Origin of the sequence: Kurthia gibsonii (assembly GCF_006539985.1) — a bacterium.
Classification (GTDB): domain Bacteria; phylum Bacillota; class Bacilli; order Bacillales_A; family Planococcaceae; genus Kurthia; species Kurthia gibsonii.
Window position 1 is genome coordinate 68414 of sequence record NZ_BJOB01000007.1, and the last position, 19635, is coordinate 88048.

A 19635-nucleotide genomic window follows, 5' to 3' on the forward strand; every position below is an offset into this window, starting at 1 on the left:
AGTGCATCGCTGCTTTTTTGATTTAAAAAATGCCACACAACAAATGTAGTTGTATGGCATATTGTTATAAATTATTCAATTGGAACCCAAACCTCAATTTGGTCTAGCGCTTTCCCTTTATACTTTTCGAAACTAATACCTGGACGATGGATGTAGTCTTGGTGGCTGCTTAATTCTCTGAAGGCTTTTTCAAGGTCATTGATTGAACTGAGCTCCCCAACGAGGTATTTACCGGATGCGATGGATACACTTTCAGTCGGTACGTCCTCAGGCATATAATCTTCTTTAATACCTGCTAAATAACGAATACCATCGTCCGTTAAATCGACAAAAACACCGTATAATACGTCATGTTGTACGTCGTAATCTTCCAGCACTTCTGCAAGTTCTTCCCATTGTTCAGAAATATCGTCCGTTTTACATTCATGAATCTTTAAACCCGAAATCACAAAATCCTTTACTTCTTGTACACGTGTTTGCATTGGCTGGAACCTCCTCATATTCAAATAGTAGGGTGTAACTAACTCTATTATATACACGTATTTCGAAATAGCCAAACTTTTTATTTAAAATTTAGGAATATTCTCGTAATTACTTTGAAAATAAATTAATTTAGTTAAAACCGATTCGGACGCTTTGAATTCAAAAGAATCTAATGTATGATAGTAAGGAGTTAATTGTGAAGGGAGTTATTTGAATATGAATGACTATGATTTATTTTATCAAGATATGTTAAACCAAGCGCGCGGTGAATTATCGGGCAATGGTTATGAAGAATTAAAAACAGTGGAAGCAGTAGAAGATGCTGTAAAACGTCAAGGAACAACATTATTCATGGTGAACTCTGTATGTGGTTGTGCAGGCGGTATTGCACGTCCAGCAGCAGTACATTCGATTAATTATCCAAAACGTCCAGATCACCTTGTAACTGTATTTGCAGGACAAGATAAAGAAGCAACAGCAATGGCACGTGCTTTCTTCGGGGAAGATCACATTCCATCATCACCATCATTTGTTTTAATGAAAGATGGTCAAGTAGTGGCAGAAGTTCCACGCCATGAAATCGAAGGTCATGAACCAATGGCTGTTATTACACATCTGCAATCACAATTTGAAGATTTCTGTGAAGAAGTTTAATACGTTTTAAAGGGGAGGGATTGCTTTAAGCAGTTCCTTCTTTTTAATTATGTAAGAATTTTGTAAAAAAAGTTTTCTAAACCAAATCTGTGGTAACCTATTATGTGAGGAGGCCATGTATGAAACTTAAAAAAATCAAGCGCTTTTCAATTGGCTATCGTACATTAAAAACAGCTGTCGGGATTGCGGTAGCAATTGGTATTGCATCATTTCTCAATCTCGAATACTATACATCCGCAGGGATTTTAACCATCCTGTCCATTCAGACGACAAAAAGAAAGTCTGTTCATGCGATTTATACGCGCATAGCCGCAGGATTATTATCCTTGTTACTTTCCTATATTTTATTTTCAATTGGCGGATATAATGTCATTACGTTGGGGGTTTTAATTCTCTTATTTTTACCACTCCTCGTCATGTTCCATATTACATCGGCCTTCGTATCGAGTGTCGTCATCGTTCTACAAATCTTTAATTCAGGGGAATTTACATTACCTCTCTTATATAATGAATTATTATTGATGCTTGTTGGATTTGGTGTAGGATTTTTAATCAACTTTTATATGCCAGATATTAGTAAGGGGTTAAATAAATATCGTATTGCGATTGAAGAAGCATACAGTGCTATTTTTCATGAAATTGAAAAATATTTACGTACAGGTGATACGTCTTGGGACGGTAAAGAACTACTAATTGCTGAAAAAAGTGTAGCGAAAGGGAAGTCACTTGCCTACATGGACGTCGAAAATCACTTAGCACGTAAAGAAGATGTATATTATCGTTACTTTGATATTCGTGAAAAGCAGCTTGAAATTATCGAGCGCGTCCTACCTAAAATCACAAGTCTACCTGCATCTGTTGCACATTCAAAGATTGTGGCTGATTTTGTAGGAGAACTATCTGAGAACGTACATTCAGGTAATACTGTAACAGAGAGCAGAAGGAAGTTACAATGTGTACGAGAACGTTTTGAAGAAATGCCAATGCCTAAAAATCATGAAGAATTTTTAGCCATGTCTGCGCTTTATGTCTTTATAGAAGAAATGGATGAATATTTAGCCATCAAACAAAACTTTGAAGGACTTAACGTGAAAAAAGGTAAGTTGAAATCTAAAAAAAGTGTATCGATTTAAAAATTAATACACTTTTAATTTCTATAATAAAGAGATGAACATAAAATAACCCGTAGCTATTGTTTTAGCTACGGGTTTATTATGCTTCATTGAAAAATTTACTTTAACGCAACTGCGTATAGCGCGATTGTTTTGCACGTGGTGGTTCACGCAAAGGCATTAAAGCTTTTTGTATAGGAATCCATCCATATACAGATAATTGATGTAAGTATTGTGGAATTTGCGGCATGTATAGACACCATAATTCGTTCCAATACATTGGATGTTTTTTTCGAATAGGCTTGCTACCGCGCAGATTCAATTGCAAAACTTGAAGTTTGTGCAAGCTGTAATTGTGGCGGTGTTTTATGCTCAGTGAAAAAACTTGCATAATAGGCGTCCGTAATCGTTACAACATAACTCATCATCAATAATAGTTTCATTCAATTCATTAAGTAATCATTTCTCCTTCAAATTACGATATGAATATAGTACGTTCGAGTGGGGAAAAGGTTTCAATATTACGATAATATAATAGATAAACCAAACATAACCGTTGAAATTAACATAATTCCAATCATAGTCATGACAACAGCTTTTTGAAATTTCTTATTGCTCACGTTGATTCTCTCCTTGTTTGCATCGTTACTTCATTTTAACAAATCCCCTGTATTCGAGCAAAGGGAAAATCATAAAAGAGCGAATTTTCTTTTCGAAACTACTATATAACACAGATGGTTTGATGAAAAAATAAAACACAACCATTTGAATGTTTTGAAAACTCGCTGAACAATAAATCACTGTTTTTATTCCGTAAAAATCGAAATTTTGAACGTTTTTACGTTTATTTTCTCGTAAAAACGTATTTCCTTGATTTTTTGTTTCCTTCATTTACTATTAGAATAGGCTGATTGTTCAGAAAAGTAATCGCTATCATTGGAAAAAATTATTATATAGGTAGAGTTTTACGAAAAAATCAGTTACAATTGTGTTATACAACAAAAAGGAGTTGGGGACTCGTGGAAAATGTTGATCACATTGGCATCGCTGTCAATAATCTCGATGAACGTATTACATATTATACAGATGTACTCGGTATGAAACTTCTAAATGTCGAAGAAGTTGCTTCAGAACAAGTACGTGTAGCATTCATTGATGCAGGTAATACACATATCGAATTATTAGAACCACTTAGTGAAGAAAGTGCCATTCACAAGCACTTGGAAAAGCGCGGTGAAGGAATTCACCATATCGCATTACAAGTCGTTGGAATTGAAACGGAGATGGAACGTATGAAAAATGAAGGAGCCCGTCTATTGTCTGAGCAACCAAAAATTGGTGCTGGCGGTGCAAAAGTTGCCTTCATTCATCCGAAATCATCTTTTGGTGTACTTTACGAGCTAGTTGATCGAAGCTAATACAAAGGGGAATCGTAAACAATGGATATGTATGATAAAATAAACGAATTATTTGACAAAAAGCGTGAAATCGAATTGGGCGGTGGTGACGCTCGTATCGAAAAACAACATGAAAAAGGTAAATTAACAGCGCGTGAACGTATTGATTTATTATTAGACGAAGGTACATTCGTTGAAGTAAATCCATTCGTAAAACACCGTACTGTTGACTTTGGTATGGCTGGAAAAGAAGGTCCAGGAGATGGTGTTGTAACAGGTTACGGTAAAGTAAATGGTCGTCCTGTGTACCTATTCTCACAAGACTTCACAGTATTCGGCGGTGCATTAGGTGAAATGCATGCGATGAAGATTGCCAATGTAATGGATTTAGCAGCAAAAACAGGTGCACCATTCATCGGTATCAATGATTCAGGTGGCGCACGTATTCAAGAGGGTGTACTTTCATTAGATGGTTATGGTGAAATCTTCTATCGTAACTCAATTTATTCGGGTGTCATTCCACAAATCTCTGTAATTATGGGACCTTGTGCGGGCGGTGCAGTTTACTCACCAGCTATTACAGACTTTATCTTAATGGTTGAAAAAACATCTCAAATGTTCATTACAGGACCAAAAGTAATTGAAACAGTAACAGGTGAAAAAATTTCTTCAGAAGGTCTTGGCGGTGCAAAAGTACATAACGCAATCGCAGGGAACGCCCATTTCCGTGCACCAAGTGAAGAAGAAGCAATTGAGCAAATCAAACAATTATTAAGCTACTTACCACAAAATAATACAGAAAAAGCACCGATGGTTGAATTTAACGAAGAAGATGAGTACCGTTCAGAATTATTAGACATCGTGCCAATCGACCAAACAAAATCATATGATGTACGTAAAGTAGTTGAGCAAGTTGCGGACCCTGGTACATTCATGGAAGTTCAAAAAGACTTCGCTAAAAATATCGTTGTTGGTTTTGCGCGTATTAAAGGCGAATCAGTTGGTTTTGTATGTAACCAACCAAAAGTACTTGCAGGTGGCTTAGATATCGATTCATCAGATAAACTAGCACGTTTTGTACGTACTTGTGATGCATTTAATGTTCCAGTTATTACATTTGAAGATGTAACAGGCTTCTTCCCAGGCGTTAAACAAGAGCATGGTGGAATCATTCGTCATGGTGCAAAAATCTTATTTGCTTATTCAGAAGCAACTGTACCGAAAATTACAGTTATTCTACGTAAAGCATACGGCGGTGCATATGTAGCGCTAAACTCAAAGTCAATTGGAGCAGATATGGTATACGCTTGGCCAAATGCTGAAATCGCAGTAATGGGTGCAGCTGGTGCAGCGAATATTATTCATGCAGGCGAGATTGCAAAATCAGATGACCCTGAAGCAACACGCACACAAAAAATCGAAGAATACAAAGAAAAATTCGCAAATCCATATGTAGCAGCTTCTCATGGCTTAGTTGATGACATCATCGATCCACGTGAAACACGTCTAAAGCTAATCCAATCATTAGAAATGTTACGTAATAAACAAGAAGATCGTCCGAAGAAAAAACATGGTAACATTCCATTATAATATTCCTTTAACAATGTAGAAGTGTGTCACGTCTTATAAAGAGACGTGACGCGCTTTTTTTATTGCTTTGAACGAGTTTTACACGAAAAATTGAATCATTTGTAGTAATATGAAATAAAATAAAGATTTTAGGAGGTTCGATGTATGCTGATTATTGAACAGCTTCAGAAAAAACAACCGTATTATTGGGAAAATCCGCATCGCTTACGATGGGAAGAAGCAGAAAAGCAGTTATCGATTCAGCCGACATTAATTGATGATGCGGAAGCACGTCTACAGCGTTTTGCACCATACTTCATGGCGATCGAACCAACAATGAAGGAAGCGAATGGATTAATAGAATCGCCTATTCAACAGGCGACTCTATTACAAAAAAGATACGTGCATGAAAATGAGCAGTTATGGTTAAAGCGAGACGATATTTTACCAATAGCAGGTTCAATTAAAGCACGAGGTGGTATTCATGAAGTATTAACCATTGCAGAACAGTTAGCAACTTCAACTGGACTCATTGAGCCAACAAAAAACTATGCTCAGTTTAGAGAACCAGCATTTCATGCGCTATTTTCAAAATATACAATTGTCGTTGGTTCAACAGGGAATCTAGGATTAAGTATCGGGATTATGAGTGCTAAATTAGGATTTCGTGTTGTCGTGCATATGTCGCATGATGCGAAACAATGGAAAAAAGATTTATTACGTGAAAAAGGTGTCACAGTTGTAGAGCATACGGGTGACTACAGTAAAGCAGTAGAGCAAGGACGAAAAGAGGCAGAAGCAGATTCATTCGCCTACTTTATCGATGATGAAAATTCACAAGCTTTATTTAGTGGTTATGCGGTTGCCGCACGTCGTTTAAAAAAGCAGCTAGAAGAAGCAAACATTCATATATCAATTGAAAATCCACTGGCTGTTTACTTGCCTTGTGGTGTTGGTGGCGGTCCTGGCGGTGTTGCATATGGTCTAAAAACAATTTTTGGTGATGCTGTACATTGTTATTTTGTAGAACCTGTCGAATCTCCTTGTATGCTACTTGGTATGGCGACTGAAAAGCATCATGATATTTCGGTACAAGATATCGGTTTATCGAATCAAACAGCAGCCGATGGTTTAGCAGTAGGTCGTGCTTCTAAGTTTGTAGGGCAGTTGATGATGCCGATTTTACATGGCGTTGTCACAGTGACAGACAATCAACTATATCGTATGGTATATGAGTTAAAAGAGACAGAAGGATTACAAATTGAACCGTCAGCAGCAGCAGGACTTGTTGCGATGGGTGTGATTCAATCACCAGCAGCCTATCATGTAGCGTGGTTAACGGGCGGTGGTATGGTGCCGCAATCTGAATGGCAGAAGTTTTACGAGAACGGAGAGAATATGGATGTTCAAACGCAGAAAGAGAAGTAATACTGAAGTAATGGAACCTGTCGAAGAAGTCGAGGAACACGCTCTAGAGAGAGAAGCAGAAGAACCGTTAGAAGATATGCAGCGTGCAATTCATGTAGACCGCGAGTATATCGATATTCAAAAAGAGAGTTTGGCAGTTGATGTCATTGAGATGCTCCACTTCTTTAATGAATTACCTTCTACATTACCTAAAGCATTACTACAAAAAAATGAAGAAGCGATTGATTACTTTAGAACATTAACGGGTGTTTATGTAGGAACACCTTATGATTTTTATCAGACAATTGTTCTATTCTATTATAAAAATTGGCATAATACAGCCTATCCTTTTAAAGGGAGTCAGTTAGAGTTTGCCTTTTCCAAAGTAGCACATGTCATTTTGGAAAATTTACAACAAGATGCGCACCAATCATATGGGCAAGTGTTTGACATAATCGAAGGAAATCCGAAAGCGTTCTATTTACATGAAGATCAAATTGAACGAACAGCCAATCGTTTTATTCGCCGTATGATAACACAGGTTCCTGAATTAGAAGTAACGGCTTTTTACACACCGATTGAAGGAGAATTTGTTACATTAGCCAATGAGATTTATCGGGATCTTCGCGAAGTAATTTATACGATGGAACATCAGGACTTTTATGACTATGATACGATGTATCGCTGGTTCGCTTATAATGATACTTTATTTGAAACACCTGATTTATTAGAGGTGCGTGCATTTTATTATTATCCTATCAAGCATGTAGAAATTATACGTGTACTTCAATTAATTCGTTTTGATTATTTACAACAACTCTGGTTACAAGTACTTCATTATGAATTATCAACGCAAATTCAATCCATTAAGACAGTTCGCATGTTGGAATACTATTTAGGTGCAGCCAATGATGCGATGTATTCGCAAAATGAATCGCTTTATTTTACAAATCAACGTTTTTTAAATTTGTTTTTTGATCATTATTATTTTGAAAAAGGAATGTTAGAAGATGAGGATAGCCCTAAAGTGAGGCACTGTTTAAAGCAGTTATTAGAACATGTAAATAAAGCAAAAGTAAATGAAGCATTCACGGGTGAGTTAGATATTCTCATCAAAAAAGCTTATTACGATCATCAATTACTAGCTGGTGATTAGAAACGTTTTGTTGATTATGTTAAAATAATAACAGATTTATATAAAAAGGAGTTTTTTACCATGACAAGTCGTGTAGTAGAAGAATTTTTAGAATTAGTTCAAATTGATTCAGAAACATATCATGAAGAAAAGATTTCACCTGTTCTACAAGAAAAATTAAAAGCACTAGGTTTTGATGTATATGTAGATGATGCACATACACGTAACGGACATGCCTCAGGTAACATTATTGCGACGTTAAAAGGAAATGTAGAAGCGGACACAATTTACTTTACAACACATATGGATACCGTTGTACCAGGTGTTGGTATTAAGCCGACAATTAAAGAAGATGGTTATATTTATTCAGACGGTACGACCATTCTAGGTGCAGATGACAAAGCTGGAATCGCTGCATTACTTGAAATGGCGAAACGTATTCAAGAAGAAAAAGTGGACCATGGTGATATCGAATTCGTTATTACAGCAGGTGAAGAATCGGGTTTAGCAGGTGCAAAAGAATTAGACCCAGCAAAAATTACAGCGAAATATGGTTTTGCTGTTGATTCAGATGGCAAAGTAGGTGGAATCGTAACAGCAGCGCCGTTCCAAACAAAAGTTGTCGCGACATTAACAGGTAAAACAGCACATGCAGGGGTAGAACCTGAAAAAGGAATTTCAGCGATTACAATCGCTTCAAAAGCGATTGCAAATATGAAATTAGGTCGCATTGATTCAGAAACAACAGCGAATATTGGTCGCTTTGAAGGTGGGAAAGCAACGAATATTGTATGCGATGAAGTGCATATTTTAGCAGAATGTCGCTCATTAAATGAAGCGAAATTAGAAGTACAAGAGCAACATATGAAACAAGCATTTGAACAAGCTGCGAAAGACATGGGGGGTAGTGCAGAAGTGGAAATTACACGCATGTATCCTGGATTCAGCTTCACAGAAGAAGATTTAGTTGTACAAGTTGCGAAAAAAGCAGTTGAACAAGTAGGTCGTGAACCGAAAATCATGCAATCAGGTGGCGGTAGCGATGCCAATGTCATCGCAGGATTTGGTATTCCAACAGCTAACTTAGCAGTTGGTTATGAAAATATTCATACGACAAAAGAGCGTATGCCCGTTGAAGAATTAGAAAAATTAGCAGATTTACTTGTAGAAGTTGTAAAAGTATCTGCAACTGTTTCATCAAAATAATTATTTTATATGAAGAGAATGTGATGCATTCTAAAAACAATTCTCAATCTAATTATAAGAAGAGTCGAAATGTTGCTGCTTGGCGAGATTTCGGCTTTTTAATATGTAAATATTAAAAAAGCAGTATTTATAAGAAAAATCCGAAAGTACGATAGAAATAAGTATTTTTATTTTGTATAAAACAGGGAATATGCCATAAGTATCATTAGTTCTTTAGTTTTAATAATCATTTTGATTTCATGTCCTTTTTACTATATAATGAATAGCACCATGTCATACATAGTAAACATCAAGATAGATAATGGAGGTAAATTCAATATGACAAATTCTAAAGTAGTCGTATTTCGATGCGGTCAGGAAGAATATGCGGTATCAGTCGATCATGTGATTTCAATTGAAAAAATTGAAATGACAAATCGTATTCCACATTTACCAGACTATGTCGATGGATTAACGAAAAATCGTGGTGAATTAGTACCGATTTTAGATTTCGAACGTATTTTATATGGTCGTAGCGGTGGTGGCGATTTAAGTCGTTTACTCGTACTGCATGTCGATGATTTCACATTTGCATTAAAAGTATTAGAAGCAAAAGAAATTTTAGATATTCCAACAGAACAATTGAATCAAGTAGGGCTTGTGAATTATGCACGTACACGTTATTTCACAGCTGTCGCTAACCTAGATGAACGGATGATTACACTCGTATCACCATCTGTATTAGTGGATTCATTAGAAGGCATTAAAGAAATTAAACAATATATGGTTGATTTAAAAAATAAAGAAGCAGAAGCTGAATAAATAAAAGTGGGTTTGAACATGCGTAGGAAATTGCGCTATGTTCAAACCTTATTTTTTTAGATTGTTTAAGTAACATAGATGGTATGCAAGTTCTAAACATATTATAATAAGAACATATGATTGGGAAGAGGTGAGGAAATGACACAAGCGCGTATTATTTTTCATTTAGATATGAATTGTTTTTATGCTTCAGTGGAACAAGCATTGAATCCGACGCTAAAAGGAAAAGCGATTGCGGTAGCTGGTAACCCGAAGGAACGTCGTGGCATCTTAGTTACCTGTTCCTATGAAGCGAGGGCAAAAGGTGTATATACGACGATGCCTGTATGGGAAGCAAAACAAAAGTGTCCTGAAATTATTCTCCTCTCACCTAATTTTGATGCCTATAGACGGGCTTCAAAAGCGATGTTCGATCTATTAAGAAGCTATACATATCTTGTTGAACCTGTATCCATTGATGAGGGATATATGGATGTGACAGAGATTGTGCATGGGAGTGAAGCGATTCAATTAGCTGAAAAAATTCAAATGCAGTTAAAAGAAGAACTCGATTTACCTTGTTCCATCGGGATTGCACCGAATAAGTTTTTAGCGAAAACAGCTTCCAATATGAAAAAACCAATGGGCATCACTGTGCTACGAAAAAGACAAGTGCCGCATATATTATGGCCTTTAAAAACGATTGAAATGCATGGAGTAGGCGCGAGTACGGCGAAAAAGTTAGTCACGTATGGCATTGAAACGATTGGTGATTTAGCACAGAAAACGGAAAAAGAAATGCATCAATGGATGGGAAAGAATGGGGTTCGTCTATGGGAAAAGGCACATGGTATAGATCGTAGACAAGTAGACCCAGAAGCCATTTACGATATAAAATCGGTTGGTAATTCGATGACTTCCGCTGTAGACTTAGTAGAGATGCGTGAAGTAGTAGAGATGGTTCAAAAATTAAGTAAAAAAGTAGCAAAACGATTACGTGCGAAAAATTTAGCTGGTACGACTTTACAAATTCAAATACGAACATCAGATTGGCAAAATAAAACGCGTTCTATAACATTTAAAAATGGCATCTATGAGCAGCAAGATATTGAACGCGAGGCACTTAAATTAGTGCGCAAACATTGGCACTTTGAACCTTTACGCTTAATGGGCGTTACGGTTAGTCATGTATATAATCGTAGGGAAGCGGCTGAACAACTTTCGATTTTTAATTATGCAGAACATGCAAAAGAAGAACCGGTTTTAAAGTTGGTAGAACAGTTACAACGAAAATACGGAAAAAATAGCCTTCAAAAAGGTGTCTCTGTAGCTAAAAATCCTGATTACACAGCGCAGACGAGTTTTAGTAAAGATTTTTTAGACGATCATTAGGAGGAAATGAAATGCAGATTCAGTTTTTAGGAACAGGGGCAGGCATGCCATCTAAACTGCGCAATACATCTTCAATTGCGCTTAAATTATTAGAAGAATGCGGTGAAATTTGGTTGTTCGATTGTGGTGAAGCAACGCAACATCAAATTTTACATACGACGATTAAACCAGGTAAGATTCATAAACTCTTTATTACACATTTACATGGGGATCATATTTTTGGCTTACCAGGTTTTTTAAGTTCACGCTCCTTTTTAGGTGGGAATGATCGACTAACAATTTATGGACCTAAAGGATTAGAAGAGTGGGTTCGCATGACATTGAATGTCACGAAGACGCATCTAACATATGAGCTTCATTTTGTAGAAGTAGTAGAAGGTTTATTATTTGAAGATGATCAATTTCAAGTATATGTACGTCAATTAGAGCATGTCATTCCTTGTTATGGTTATCGAATCGTCCAAAAAGATTTACCAGGTAAGTTAGATGTAGAAAAAGCACGCCAACTTGGTGTACCGAATGGACCGCTACTAGGACGCTTAAAGAGCGGTTTTGATATACAATTAGAGAACGGGGAAGTTATTTCAAGTGAGCAAGTTGTATCCGAACCAATCAAAGGTTTCATTGTGACGATTTTAGGTGACACACGTTACTGCCAGGCAGCCATTGATTTAGCAAAAGATGCAGATGTAGTTATTCATGAAGCGACTTTTGATGAAGGAACATCGGAACTTGCTGCTATTTATGGTCATGCGACAAATGAAGAAGCGGCGCGTGTGGCACGAGAAGCAGGTGCGAAGCAGTTGTTCATGAATCATATTAGTGCTCGTTTTTTATCACATGACTTACAACGCCTTGTACAACATGCAAGAGAGACGTTTGCAGAAAGTTATATTGTGAATGATTTTGAACAGTATGCGTGGCGAAATCATAAATGTCAACTTATGGAAAAAGGAGTAATAGTATGACATTTAAAGTGATGTTGTTTATCATCGTTGCGCTTTTCATTTATTCCGCACTTGTTTTTTATATTGGCTGGAATATACGTGTACTGATGAAAAGTTTCGGTTTGAAGCGAGGGAAAATAGCGTTTTGGATTATTTATATCTTCATCGCGTATTCAATTATGTTGACGCGATTCATCCCGCTCGATTTTTTGAAAATACTAAGTGATTATTGGTTATTTGCTTTTTCGTATGGACTTATTTTATGTATCGTTTGTAATATTTTATCGCTTATTTTAAGACGACGTTATACACGCATTATTGGAAGTAGCGCCATTGTAATACTATTAATAGCGGCTGGTGTAGGTACATATTATGCTTATACACCAGTCGTTCATTATCAAACAATTGACCGACTTGAAAAGGCGAATGGTCAACAATTAAAAGTAGTTGTCGCAAGCGATACACATTTAGGATTACTCTCGAATAAAAAGCACCTTTCACGTTTTGTAGAGCTTGCAAATAAAGAGAAGCCAGATGTTGTTATTTTAGCAGGAGACCTTGTAGATGACTCACCAAAGTGGTTTAATGAACAGCAGATGAAAGATGAATTGAAGAAACTACAAGCAACATATGGTGTTTATGCAGTTCTCGGTAACCATGAGTACATTGGAGACGAGCTTCCAACTGTAAAACAAGCCATGAAAAACGCGAATGTGACATTGTTACAAGATCAAACTGTCACAATAGCAGGTGATATCGCATTAACAGGACGTGATGATGCAACAAATAAAAAGCGTGCTTCTTTACAAAAACTTCAACAAGAAGTGAAGAGAGGGCAACCTTGGATTGTGATTGACCATCAACCAAGTAAAACAATGAATGATCCAGGTGTGTCATTCATGATGTCTGGTCATACACACGCAGGTCAGATTTGGCCGGGTAAATGGATGACAGAATTCATTTATAAATTAAACTATGGTCACGAAAAACGAAATGGTACCGATTATCTTGTGACATCAGGATATGGTTTTTGGGGTCCACCAATGCGAATTGGTACACAAGCAGAACTTTGGTCGGTCACCCTTCAATTCAAGTAATAAGCAACTAGAGGTAGGAAAATGAACATGTTACAAGATGTAAAATATTTAAAGGATTATGACAATAAGCTCATTGTCTACCAACATGGTCAAACCCTATTTTTTGATATGGCGGATTTACAAATTTTGACGAACTTAGGTTATACAATGGATCAATTTGTCGGTCGAAATATTACAGCGGTATATGATAATTTAACGTTAGAAGATAGCACATTAATTACGGTTTTAAAAACAGGGAAGCCAATGGGGCACGTAACACGACAGTTACATGCTTCCATTGGCTTTACGTATATTTCGAAAAATTCAACGTATCCAATTTTAGATACACAAGGGGTTGTGAAAGGTGTGGATTGAATTCTCAAAACATGATTATGAAAATCAGGATATTCATGTTTTAGAAGATTATCCGCAACATAAAAATTATCGAAAAAATAATATAATTCACACAATCGAAGATGTTGTAGCTGCAAGTGATTAATCAATTCGCGTACAAGAAAAAATGAAAAAATTCGCTAAAACGGATTCCACATTGATGATTTTTGGACGCACAGGAACGGGAAAAGAATTGGTGGCTTAAGCGATTTATAAAAGAGGGACAATCTATTGAAAACAATTCAACATACAGTCGTTGTGGGACTCGCAGTATTTGCGATTTACTTCGGTGTGGGCAACTTAATTTTTCCACCTACAATCAGAAATCTGTTAGGAGACAATTGGATTCTCAGTTTAACATCTGTATTAGTCATTGTACTTTTATTCATTGTGATCACGCAGACTTTGTCGTATTAGAACAAGATTTTTTCACCGTTTCATCTGAAAAAATCAGCGAAACAACAGTGAAAGAAACATATGTCGCAGGTCAATGCGTTTATCAAAAACAAAATCATACATCTCTCCCCAAAATGAGATGAAGCGTCATTGCAACCCCCAATTGCAATGACGCTTTTTTCTTATTCTAAACTTGTGGATTCAACAGCTTGTGTTGCGGGGCTTTTTTGAAAAAGTAAGCCGACACGCAAGAGAATGAGTGCGAACAAAATGATGATGGATGCAAATACAAGCGCAGCATTGTAACTTCCATATTGCTTCACTAGAATTCCAGCTGCAATGGGTCCGATGATTTGTCCAATTGCATAGGAAGTCGTTAAAATCGATACGACACTGGCACTCTTTTTCGGGAAAAGTTGTCTTCCGTAGCTTGTTGACATCGCAACAAGTCCGACAAACGTAGAGCCAAATAGTAGCGCCGATAAAAGTACCGTCCAAATATTCGTCGTAAGAACGGGCAAAATGACAGCCACAATTTGAATGATATATGCAATGGATAAAATCGTCGTTGGTTTATAGGTTGTCATGAGCCAAATCCAGAGCGGTGCAGACGGAATGGCACCTAAACCGACAATGACCCAACTAAAGCCAGCATATTGTTGAATGCTTGGAATACTATGTACCAAGTCAACTAAAAATGTACCTGTAATGATATAGCCAAGTCCTTCTAAACCATAGGCAATCGTCAGCCAAACCATAAAACCACGCAGTACTTTATCTGATTTTGGACTTTTAATATGTGGCTCTGCACGTAGATTACGCCATAAAATGAATGTAATGACCATACAGAAAGCTGCGATGGCTGTTAAACCGAAATAAGCAATCCGCCAATTCCCGTATGAAACGAAAAGCGGTACAACTAATCCAGAGATCGCAATACCAAGTCCGATTCCACTAAATGTATAGCCAGACCATTTGCCAAGTTGGTATTTGGCTAAGTAATCCATTAGCATGCTCGACGTAAGTACGAAGATAATACCTCCTGTAATGCCACTAACAATACGTAGCGAGAACCACATGCTCACATGATCGGTTACCCCCATGAAAAAGACCGATAAAATGCATAAGAAGACATTTAATCCTAAAATACTCTTTTGATATTTCACAATCCAACCAGCCGCAAAAGCACCGACTAAGTAGCCAATATAGTTCCCTGCAGCAATTACACTACCTGTTTGAACGGATAAATTCTCCGATTCCCGTAAAAAAGGAAGAACAGATGTGAAAGAGAAGCGACCAATCCCCATTGCGATTGTTAAAAATAAAATAGCGCCAATCATAATACTAAAATGTTTCCTATTCAACGGAAAACACCCCCTTTTGTAGAAAAAAGCATGAAAAAAGAAACCTAATTCAACTATACAGAAAAGTGGAAGTGATTACCAATACTATTTATTTTCAATCGTGTTATACTGTAAAGATAAAGGAAGTGAAGTCAATGCGTTACCATCAAAATCAAATGCAAAAATTAGTCAATACCACTCCTCAATTGAAAAAAGAATTGAATGAGATTAAACAATCCATGTCTTTAGAAAATGATTATGCGCTAAAAGCGTTATATCATGCTGCGATAAAAGACGGCGGAAAATTCCAACAAGCGTACCAAGCGCTCGATGTAGAATTTAAAAAGCAATCATAACAAGAAGAGCCACAGCATAAAAAATGCTGTGGCTCTTTTCGATAATTACCGATATTCCGTTTTGGAATTTAATCAATCTTGTATGATAGAATGGAAGAAGTTGGATAGGTGAATCGTTGCCTCTTCTGTTTCTTGTTCGAAATAGTCCATCTTACTGAAAAAACTATGAATTAAGCCATCGAGAATCACGCGCTCTGATTGAACGCCTGCTTGTTGTAGTTGCTCAATAAACTTTTCGCCTTCATGATTTAATACGTCGTAAGCAGCACTCACAATAATCGTAGGCGGTAGTAATGACTTCTTCTCATAAAGGGCAGGTGAGACATAAGGGTGCGTGAGACGTTCATTCTCTTGTACATAATAACGATAATAAAGATCTAATTCATCGTCATCTAAACCATATTGTTTGGCGAATTGAAGGTCCTCTTTTGCTACAGTAGCAGTGGCATCCAGTGCAGGATACGTAAGTAGCAAAGCTTGAATGGTCGGTCCTTGTTCTTCAATCGCTCGTACGGCAATCGAAGCAGCGAGATTACCACCCGCGCTGTCACCAGCTACAGCGAGACGTTTTAAATCAATCGGTAGTTGTAATGGATTTTGGTAAATCCAGTTTAGTGCATCATACGCATCTTGTTGCGGAATGGGGTAGGGATGTTCAGGTGCTAAACGATAATCCACATTGACAATGATCGCCTGACTATGTTTAGCGAGATACTGACACCCACCATCCATATAATCTAAATCACCGATTGCCCAACCACCGCCATGAAAGTATAAAATGGCAGGTAAAATCGTCTCATCTGTATGAGGTGTATAAATACGAATTGGAATTTTGGTACCATCTTTAGCTGTAAAATATGTGTTTTCTATGGATGTTATGCCATCTAATTGAATATGTCGTTGTAAGAAAGGTGTTCGTTCAATTTGAATTCCTTGTTCATTTTCTGTAAATGGATTGTAGCTTCCGTGATTTTGAATGTAGCGTTTTGCTTCAGGCCTTAATTGAATGGATGTCATAGAAAATCCCCTTTCCTGTCGTCTATTATTCGAAGTATAACATAGAAAATATTATTCAGATAGTATTAGTTGGTTTTAAGGAGGATATAAATGAAAAAAATAATAGTGTACATCTGTGCAATTGTAGCGATTTTATCTATTATAATCGATAAATCCCCAAATTCTTGGTTACTTTATGTAGTAATCCAAGTGTGTCGCTTTGTTTTTAGCATGTCCATACTGCTGTGGACTTTCCGAAAAATAGATGCTTATTTTCATCAAAAAAGGGAGCAGTAATCATTCAACTACTCCCTCTTTTGCTATTTAATAATTTTACTTATTTGTTTGAATGCGTCGCCTTTTGCCACTTTCAGCAGTTCAAATAAAGCCATCTCGACTGTTGTTAAAGGAATGTTTTCTTGTTCAAAACGACGCAATGCGATTTCGCGATCAAGTTCGCAGCGAGAATCAACCGCATCTGCGGCCACTTCTACATGGAACCCAGCTGCTTTTAAATCTTTTGCGGTTTGATAGACGCAAATATGCGTTTCAATACCACATAATAAGATTTGTTTTTTACCCGAAGCAATTAGTGCCTCTTTAAATTCATCTGTTCCCCATGCACTAAATGTTATTTTTTCAATTGGTTTTGTAATAGGAGATAAAATCTCTGCAAGTGAATCGACTGTAGGACCTAAACCTCTCGGATATTGCTCTAGCCATACAATCGGTAGTTCAAGTGTTTTTGCGCCTTTTAAGAGCTGTTCTAATTTACGAAGTGTTTCTTCATGACGGTTCATCAATGTAGCAAGACGACCCTGTACATCGATTAATACAACTGCAGTTTGTTCTAAATTCATCGAATAAGACCTCTTTTCTTTTCATTAAGTATCAATTTTCTTCCATTTCATCGTATCGTATTTTATGTCTTTCTGCAAAAATCTACAACAATCTAAAAAGAAAATGGAAAATACTGTTGACTTCTCTGCGTTACAATACTAAAATAAGTCCAATAAAACAATTCCTATAGAGTTACTTAGGATTGAGAGGGATGATATTGTATGACGAATTTAATTGAAGAACAGCACTTATCGGTTATTGAAAAAGCGATTCAAGAAATTCAATTTGGTGAAGTACAAATAACGATTCAAGACGGTAAGATTATTCAAATCAATCGCTTGGAAAAACATCGTTTTACACAAACAAAAACAAATAAACCATCGAAACTAACAATTAAGTAAATATAAAAGAAGCTGACTAGACAACTAGAGGCTCTTATTTTTACGGTTCTTCCGTATGAATAGGAGTCTCTTTTTCTATTCAGAAGGAGGAATGACACATGTCAAAAGTATATATTGTCGGTGCGGGACCGGGAGATGTGGAACTATTAACGGTAAAGGCGCTACGTGTCATACGAGAAGCAGATGTAATCTTGTATGATCGTTTAATTAATGAAGATATTTTAAATGAAGCAAGAGCAGATGCAGAGCTTGTCTTTTGCGGTAAGCTTCCCGGAAAGCATGCCATGATTCAAGAGCATATCCATGCACAACTTGTAGAATATGCGCTAAGAGGAAAGGTGGTCGTTCGTTTAAAAGGTGGTGATCCATTCGTATTCGGACGCGGCGCAGAAGAAGCTGAAGTCGTTGCGGCCGCTAATATTCCATTTGAAATTATCCCAGGTATTACATCAGGTATCGCAGCAGCAGCTTATGCGGGCATTCCTGTAACACATCGTGATTATGGTTCTAGTTTTGCGATTGTAACAGGACATATGAAGGAAGGCAAAGATGATTCGATTAAGTGGGAGAGTCTTGCGACAGGGATTGATACAGTCGCGATTTATATGGGGGTTCAAAATTTACCGTATATTGTCAAACAATTGACGACGCATGGACGTGCAGTTGATACACCGGTTGCACTCATTCATTGGGGAACATATGACAAACAACGTACGGTGACCGGAACGCTTGAAAATATTGAACGCATTGTGGAGGAAGAACGAATTGCCAATCCAAGCATTATTTTAGTCGGTGAAGTGGTTAAACTACGTGAAAAAATTGCTTGGGTACAAGAGGCAGCACTAGCTTATTAGGAGGGATTCGAATGCGAGCGATTTTATATGTAGGACATGGAACGCGAGTGAGAGAAGGCGAGAGACAGGCGATTGAATTTATTGAACGCGTTAAAAGTCAGATGGACGAACCAATTCAAGAGATTGCCTTTTTAGAGATTTCTTCACCTTCTATTGAAGAAGGTGTTGCCACATGTGTAGCAAAAGGTGCAACAGAGATTATCGTCATGCCATTACTGTTATTGACAGCGCAGCATGCGACGACGGATTTACCAGAGATTTTAGCAGAGGTAGGACCGAAATATCCAACTGTGACGTTTACACTCGGTCAGCCAATTGGTGTAACGCGTACGATGATTGACGCAGTCATTGAGCAACTAAGTACACAACCCATTCCAAAGAATGCACAACTGATCATTGTAGGACGCGGTAGTTCAGAACCTGCCATTCAGCAAGAATTTGCGGAAATCGCCAGTCGGCTAAAATTACGCACTGCGATTCGTTCGATTGATATCGCCTTTTTATATGGTTCAGGACCAAAAATTGAAGATGTTTTAGCACTGCATCAAGAAAGAAAAGAACCAGTCGTTCTCATACCCTATCTATTATTCTCGGGTTTACTCATGAAACGACTGGAAAGACTTCAACAAACTGAAAAAAGAGAGGTGATTTTGACAAAGCGATTAGGAGAAGTTCCGAGTATGGCTCGTGCTTTTAAAGAAGCTGTAGAGAAAAAAATGCAAAGTATCGAATTAAATGGGGTGAGTATATGAAGAAACAAGACCATTTACAGCAATTGCGTGAGAAGTTACATGAATATCTACCAGCAATTCAAAATGGTTCGATTCGCATCATTCTACAAGACGCTCGCGTGATTCAAATTGAAAAAGTAGAAGCTTTATATCATACAAAATAGTCG

Annotated in this window: 27 protein-coding genes; 20 read left to right on the forward strand and 7 right to left on the reverse strand. The window is 37.2% G+C overall.

Annotated elements, in window-relative coordinates:
- Positions 1-71: 71 nt before the first annotated feature.
- Positions 72-482: a GyrI-like domain-containing protein gene (locus KGI01_RS03705; RefSeq protein ID WP_068453022.1), complete on the reverse strand. Its 411-nt coding sequence runs from the start codon at positions 480-482 to the stop codon at positions 72-74.
- A gap of 211 nt (positions 483-693) precedes the next feature.
- Between KGI01_RS03705 and KGI01_RS03710 the strand changes: the two genes are divergently transcribed.
- Complete coding sequence (locus tag KGI01_RS03710; RefSeq protein ID WP_068453025.1) at positions 694-1137, forward strand: BrxA/BrxB family bacilliredoxin; 444 nt, start codon at positions 694-696, stop codon at positions 1135-1137.
- A gap of 119 nt (positions 1138-1256) precedes the next feature.
- Positions 1257-2270 (forward strand): aromatic acid exporter family protein, encoded by a 1014-nt coding sequence (locus KGI01_RS03715; protein ID WP_174795789.1) that lies wholly within the window; start codon positions 1257-1259, stop codon positions 2268-2270.
- A 103-nt stretch (positions 2271-2373) separates the two neighbouring features.
- On the opposite strand, the gene KGI01_RS14025 is transcribed toward KGI01_RS03715, so the two are convergent.
- The 3 genes from KGI01_RS14025 to prli42 form a co-directional block, all read right to left on the reverse strand.
- Positions 2374-2499, reverse strand: coding sequence for a hypothetical protein (locus tag KGI01_RS14025; RefSeq protein WP_255314723.1), 126 nt, complete (start codon positions 2497-2499; stop codon positions 2374-2376).
- 55 nt (positions 2500-2554) lie between these two features.
- Positions 2555-2680, reverse strand: coding sequence for a hypothetical protein (locus KGI01_RS14030; protein WP_255314724.1), 126 nt, complete (start codon positions 2678-2680; stop codon positions 2555-2557).
- A 90-nt stretch (positions 2681-2770) separates the two neighbouring features.
- Entirely contained in the window at positions 2771-2869 is a 99-nt protein-coding gene (gene prli42 / locus KGI01_RS13785) for a stressosome-associated protein Prli42 (protein ID WP_156422349.1), read from the reverse strand.
- Between the two features lie 399 nt (positions 2870-3268).
- Between prli42 and mce the strand changes: the two genes are divergently transcribed.
- The 13 genes from mce to KGI01_RS03775 all read left to right on the forward strand — a co-directional run bounded on the left by mce (position 3269) and on the right by KGI01_RS03775 (position 13968).
- Entirely contained in the window at positions 3269-3667 is a 399-nt protein-coding gene (gene mce / locus KGI01_RS03720; protein ID WP_068453045.1) for a methylmalonyl-CoA epimerase, read from the forward strand.
- Between the two features lie 21 nt (positions 3668-3688).
- A complete protein-coding gene (locus tag KGI01_RS03725; protein WP_141273387.1) occupies positions 3689-5236 on the forward strand; it encodes an acyl-CoA carboxylase subunit beta in 1548 nt (515 codons plus the stop codon).
- Between the two features lie 144 nt (positions 5237-5380).
- Complete coding sequence (locus KGI01_RS03730) at positions 5381-6643, forward strand: D-serine ammonia-lyase (RefSeq protein ID WP_141273389.1); 1263 nt, start codon at positions 5381-5383, stop codon at positions 6641-6643.
- Positions 6618-7778, forward strand: a complete 1161-nt coding sequence (locus KGI01_RS03735; protein ID WP_141273391.1) for a hypothetical protein — start codon at positions 6618-6620, stop codon at positions 7776-7778. The genes KGI01_RS03730 and KGI01_RS03735 overlap by 26 nt, the downstream gene beginning before the upstream one ends.
- 60 nt (positions 7779-7838) lie before the next feature.
- Positions 7839-8963 (forward strand): M20/M25/M40 family metallo-hydrolase, encoded by a 1125-nt coding sequence (locus KGI01_RS03740; RefSeq protein WP_141273393.1) that lies wholly within the window; start codon positions 7839-7841, stop codon positions 8961-8963.
- A gap of 318 nt (positions 8964-9281) precedes the next feature.
- Positions 9282-9764, forward strand: a complete 483-nt coding sequence (locus tag KGI01_RS03745) for a chemotaxis protein CheW (protein ID WP_141273395.1) — start codon at positions 9282-9284, stop codon at positions 9762-9764.
- A gap of 138 nt (positions 9765-9902) precedes the next feature.
- Positions 9903-11135 carry a DNA polymerase IV gene (locus KGI01_RS03750; RefSeq protein ID WP_141273397.1) on the forward strand — a complete coding sequence of 411 codons (1233 nt, stop codon included), beginning with the start codon at positions 9903-9905 and terminating at the stop codon, positions 11133-11135.
- An 11-nt stretch (positions 11136-11146) separates the two neighbouring features.
- Complete coding sequence (rnz, locus tag KGI01_RS03755; RefSeq protein WP_141273399.1) at positions 11147-12103, forward strand: ribonuclease Z; 957 nt, start codon at positions 11147-11149, stop codon at positions 12101-12103.
- Complete coding sequence (locus KGI01_RS03760) at positions 12100-13179, forward strand: metallophosphoesterase (RefSeq protein WP_170214717.1); 1080 nt, start codon at positions 12100-12102, stop codon at positions 13177-13179. The genes rnz and KGI01_RS03760 overlap by 4 nt, the downstream gene beginning before the upstream one ends.
- A gap of 21 nt (positions 13180-13200) precedes the next feature.
- Complete coding sequence (locus KGI01_RS03765) at positions 13201-13533, forward strand: hypothetical protein (protein ID WP_141273403.1); 333 nt, start codon at positions 13201-13203, stop codon at positions 13531-13533.
- Entirely contained in the window at positions 13523-13657 is a 135-nt protein-coding gene (locus KGI01_RS14035; RefSeq protein ID WP_255314725.1) for a hypothetical protein, read from the forward strand. The genes KGI01_RS03765 and KGI01_RS14035 overlap by 11 nt, the downstream gene beginning before the upstream one ends.
- 3 nt (positions 13658-13660) lie before the next feature.
- A complete protein-coding gene (locus KGI01_RS14190; protein WP_373863114.1) occupies positions 13661-13756 on the forward strand; it encodes a sigma 54-interacting transcriptional regulator in 96 nt (31 codons plus the stop codon).
- 26 nt (positions 13757-13782) lie between these two features.
- Complete coding sequence (locus tag KGI01_RS03775) at positions 13783-13968, forward strand: branched-chain amino acid transport system II carrier protein (RefSeq protein ID WP_141273405.1); 186 nt, start codon at positions 13783-13785, stop codon at positions 13966-13968.
- Between the two features lie 161 nt (positions 13969-14129).
- Here the strand turns inward: KGI01_RS03775 and KGI01_RS03780 are convergent, their stop codons facing one another.
- Entirely contained in the window at positions 14130-15311 is a 1182-nt protein-coding gene (locus tag KGI01_RS03780) for a YbfB/YjiJ family MFS transporter (RefSeq protein ID WP_141273408.1), read from the reverse strand.
- Positions 15312-15445: 134 nt separating this feature from the next.
- Here KGI01_RS03780 and KGI01_RS03785 point away from each other — a divergent pair, with 134 nt between their 5' ends.
- Positions 15446-15646 carry a hypothetical protein gene (locus tag KGI01_RS03785; RefSeq protein WP_068453085.1) on the forward strand — a complete coding sequence of 67 codons (201 nt, stop codon included), beginning with the start codon at positions 15446-15448 and terminating at the stop codon, positions 15644-15646.
- A gap of 72 nt (positions 15647-15718) precedes the next feature.
- On the opposite strand, the gene KGI01_RS03790 is transcribed toward KGI01_RS03785, so the two are convergent.
- Positions 15719-16663, reverse strand: coding sequence for an alpha/beta hydrolase (locus KGI01_RS03790; protein ID WP_141273410.1), 945 nt, complete (start codon positions 16661-16663; stop codon positions 15719-15721).
- 299 nt (positions 16664-16962) lie between these two features.
- On the reverse strand, positions 16963-17502 hold the full coding sequence (locus KGI01_RS03795; RefSeq protein WP_141273412.1) for a hydrolase: 540 nt from the start codon (positions 17500-17502) through the stop codon (positions 16963-16965).
- Positions 17503-17703: 201 nt separating this feature from the next.
- Between KGI01_RS03795 and KGI01_RS03800 the strand changes: the two genes are divergently transcribed.
- The 4 genes from KGI01_RS03800 (at position 17704) to KGI01_RS03815 (ending at position 19632) form a co-directional block, all read left to right on the forward strand.
- Positions 17704-17883 carry a YezD family protein gene (locus KGI01_RS03800; RefSeq protein WP_068453096.1) on the forward strand — a complete coding sequence of 60 codons (180 nt, stop codon included), beginning with the start codon at positions 17704-17706 and terminating at the stop codon, positions 17881-17883.
- Between the two features lie 98 nt (positions 17884-17981).
- On the forward strand, positions 17982-18737 hold the full coding sequence (gene cobA / locus KGI01_RS03805; protein ID WP_068453099.1) for a uroporphyrinogen-III C-methyltransferase: 756 nt from the start codon (positions 17982-17984) through the stop codon (positions 18735-18737).
- An 11-nt stretch (positions 18738-18748) separates the two neighbouring features.
- Complete coding sequence (locus KGI01_RS03810) at positions 18749-19489, forward strand: sirohydrochlorin chelatase (protein WP_141273414.1); 741 nt, start codon at positions 18749-18751, stop codon at positions 19487-19489.
- A complete protein-coding gene (locus tag KGI01_RS03815; protein WP_141273416.1) occupies positions 19486-19632 on the forward strand; it encodes a DUF2292 domain-containing protein in 147 nt (48 codons plus the stop codon). The genes KGI01_RS03810 and KGI01_RS03815 overlap by 4 nt, the downstream gene beginning before the upstream one ends.
- Positions 19633-19635 lie beyond the last annotated feature (3 nt).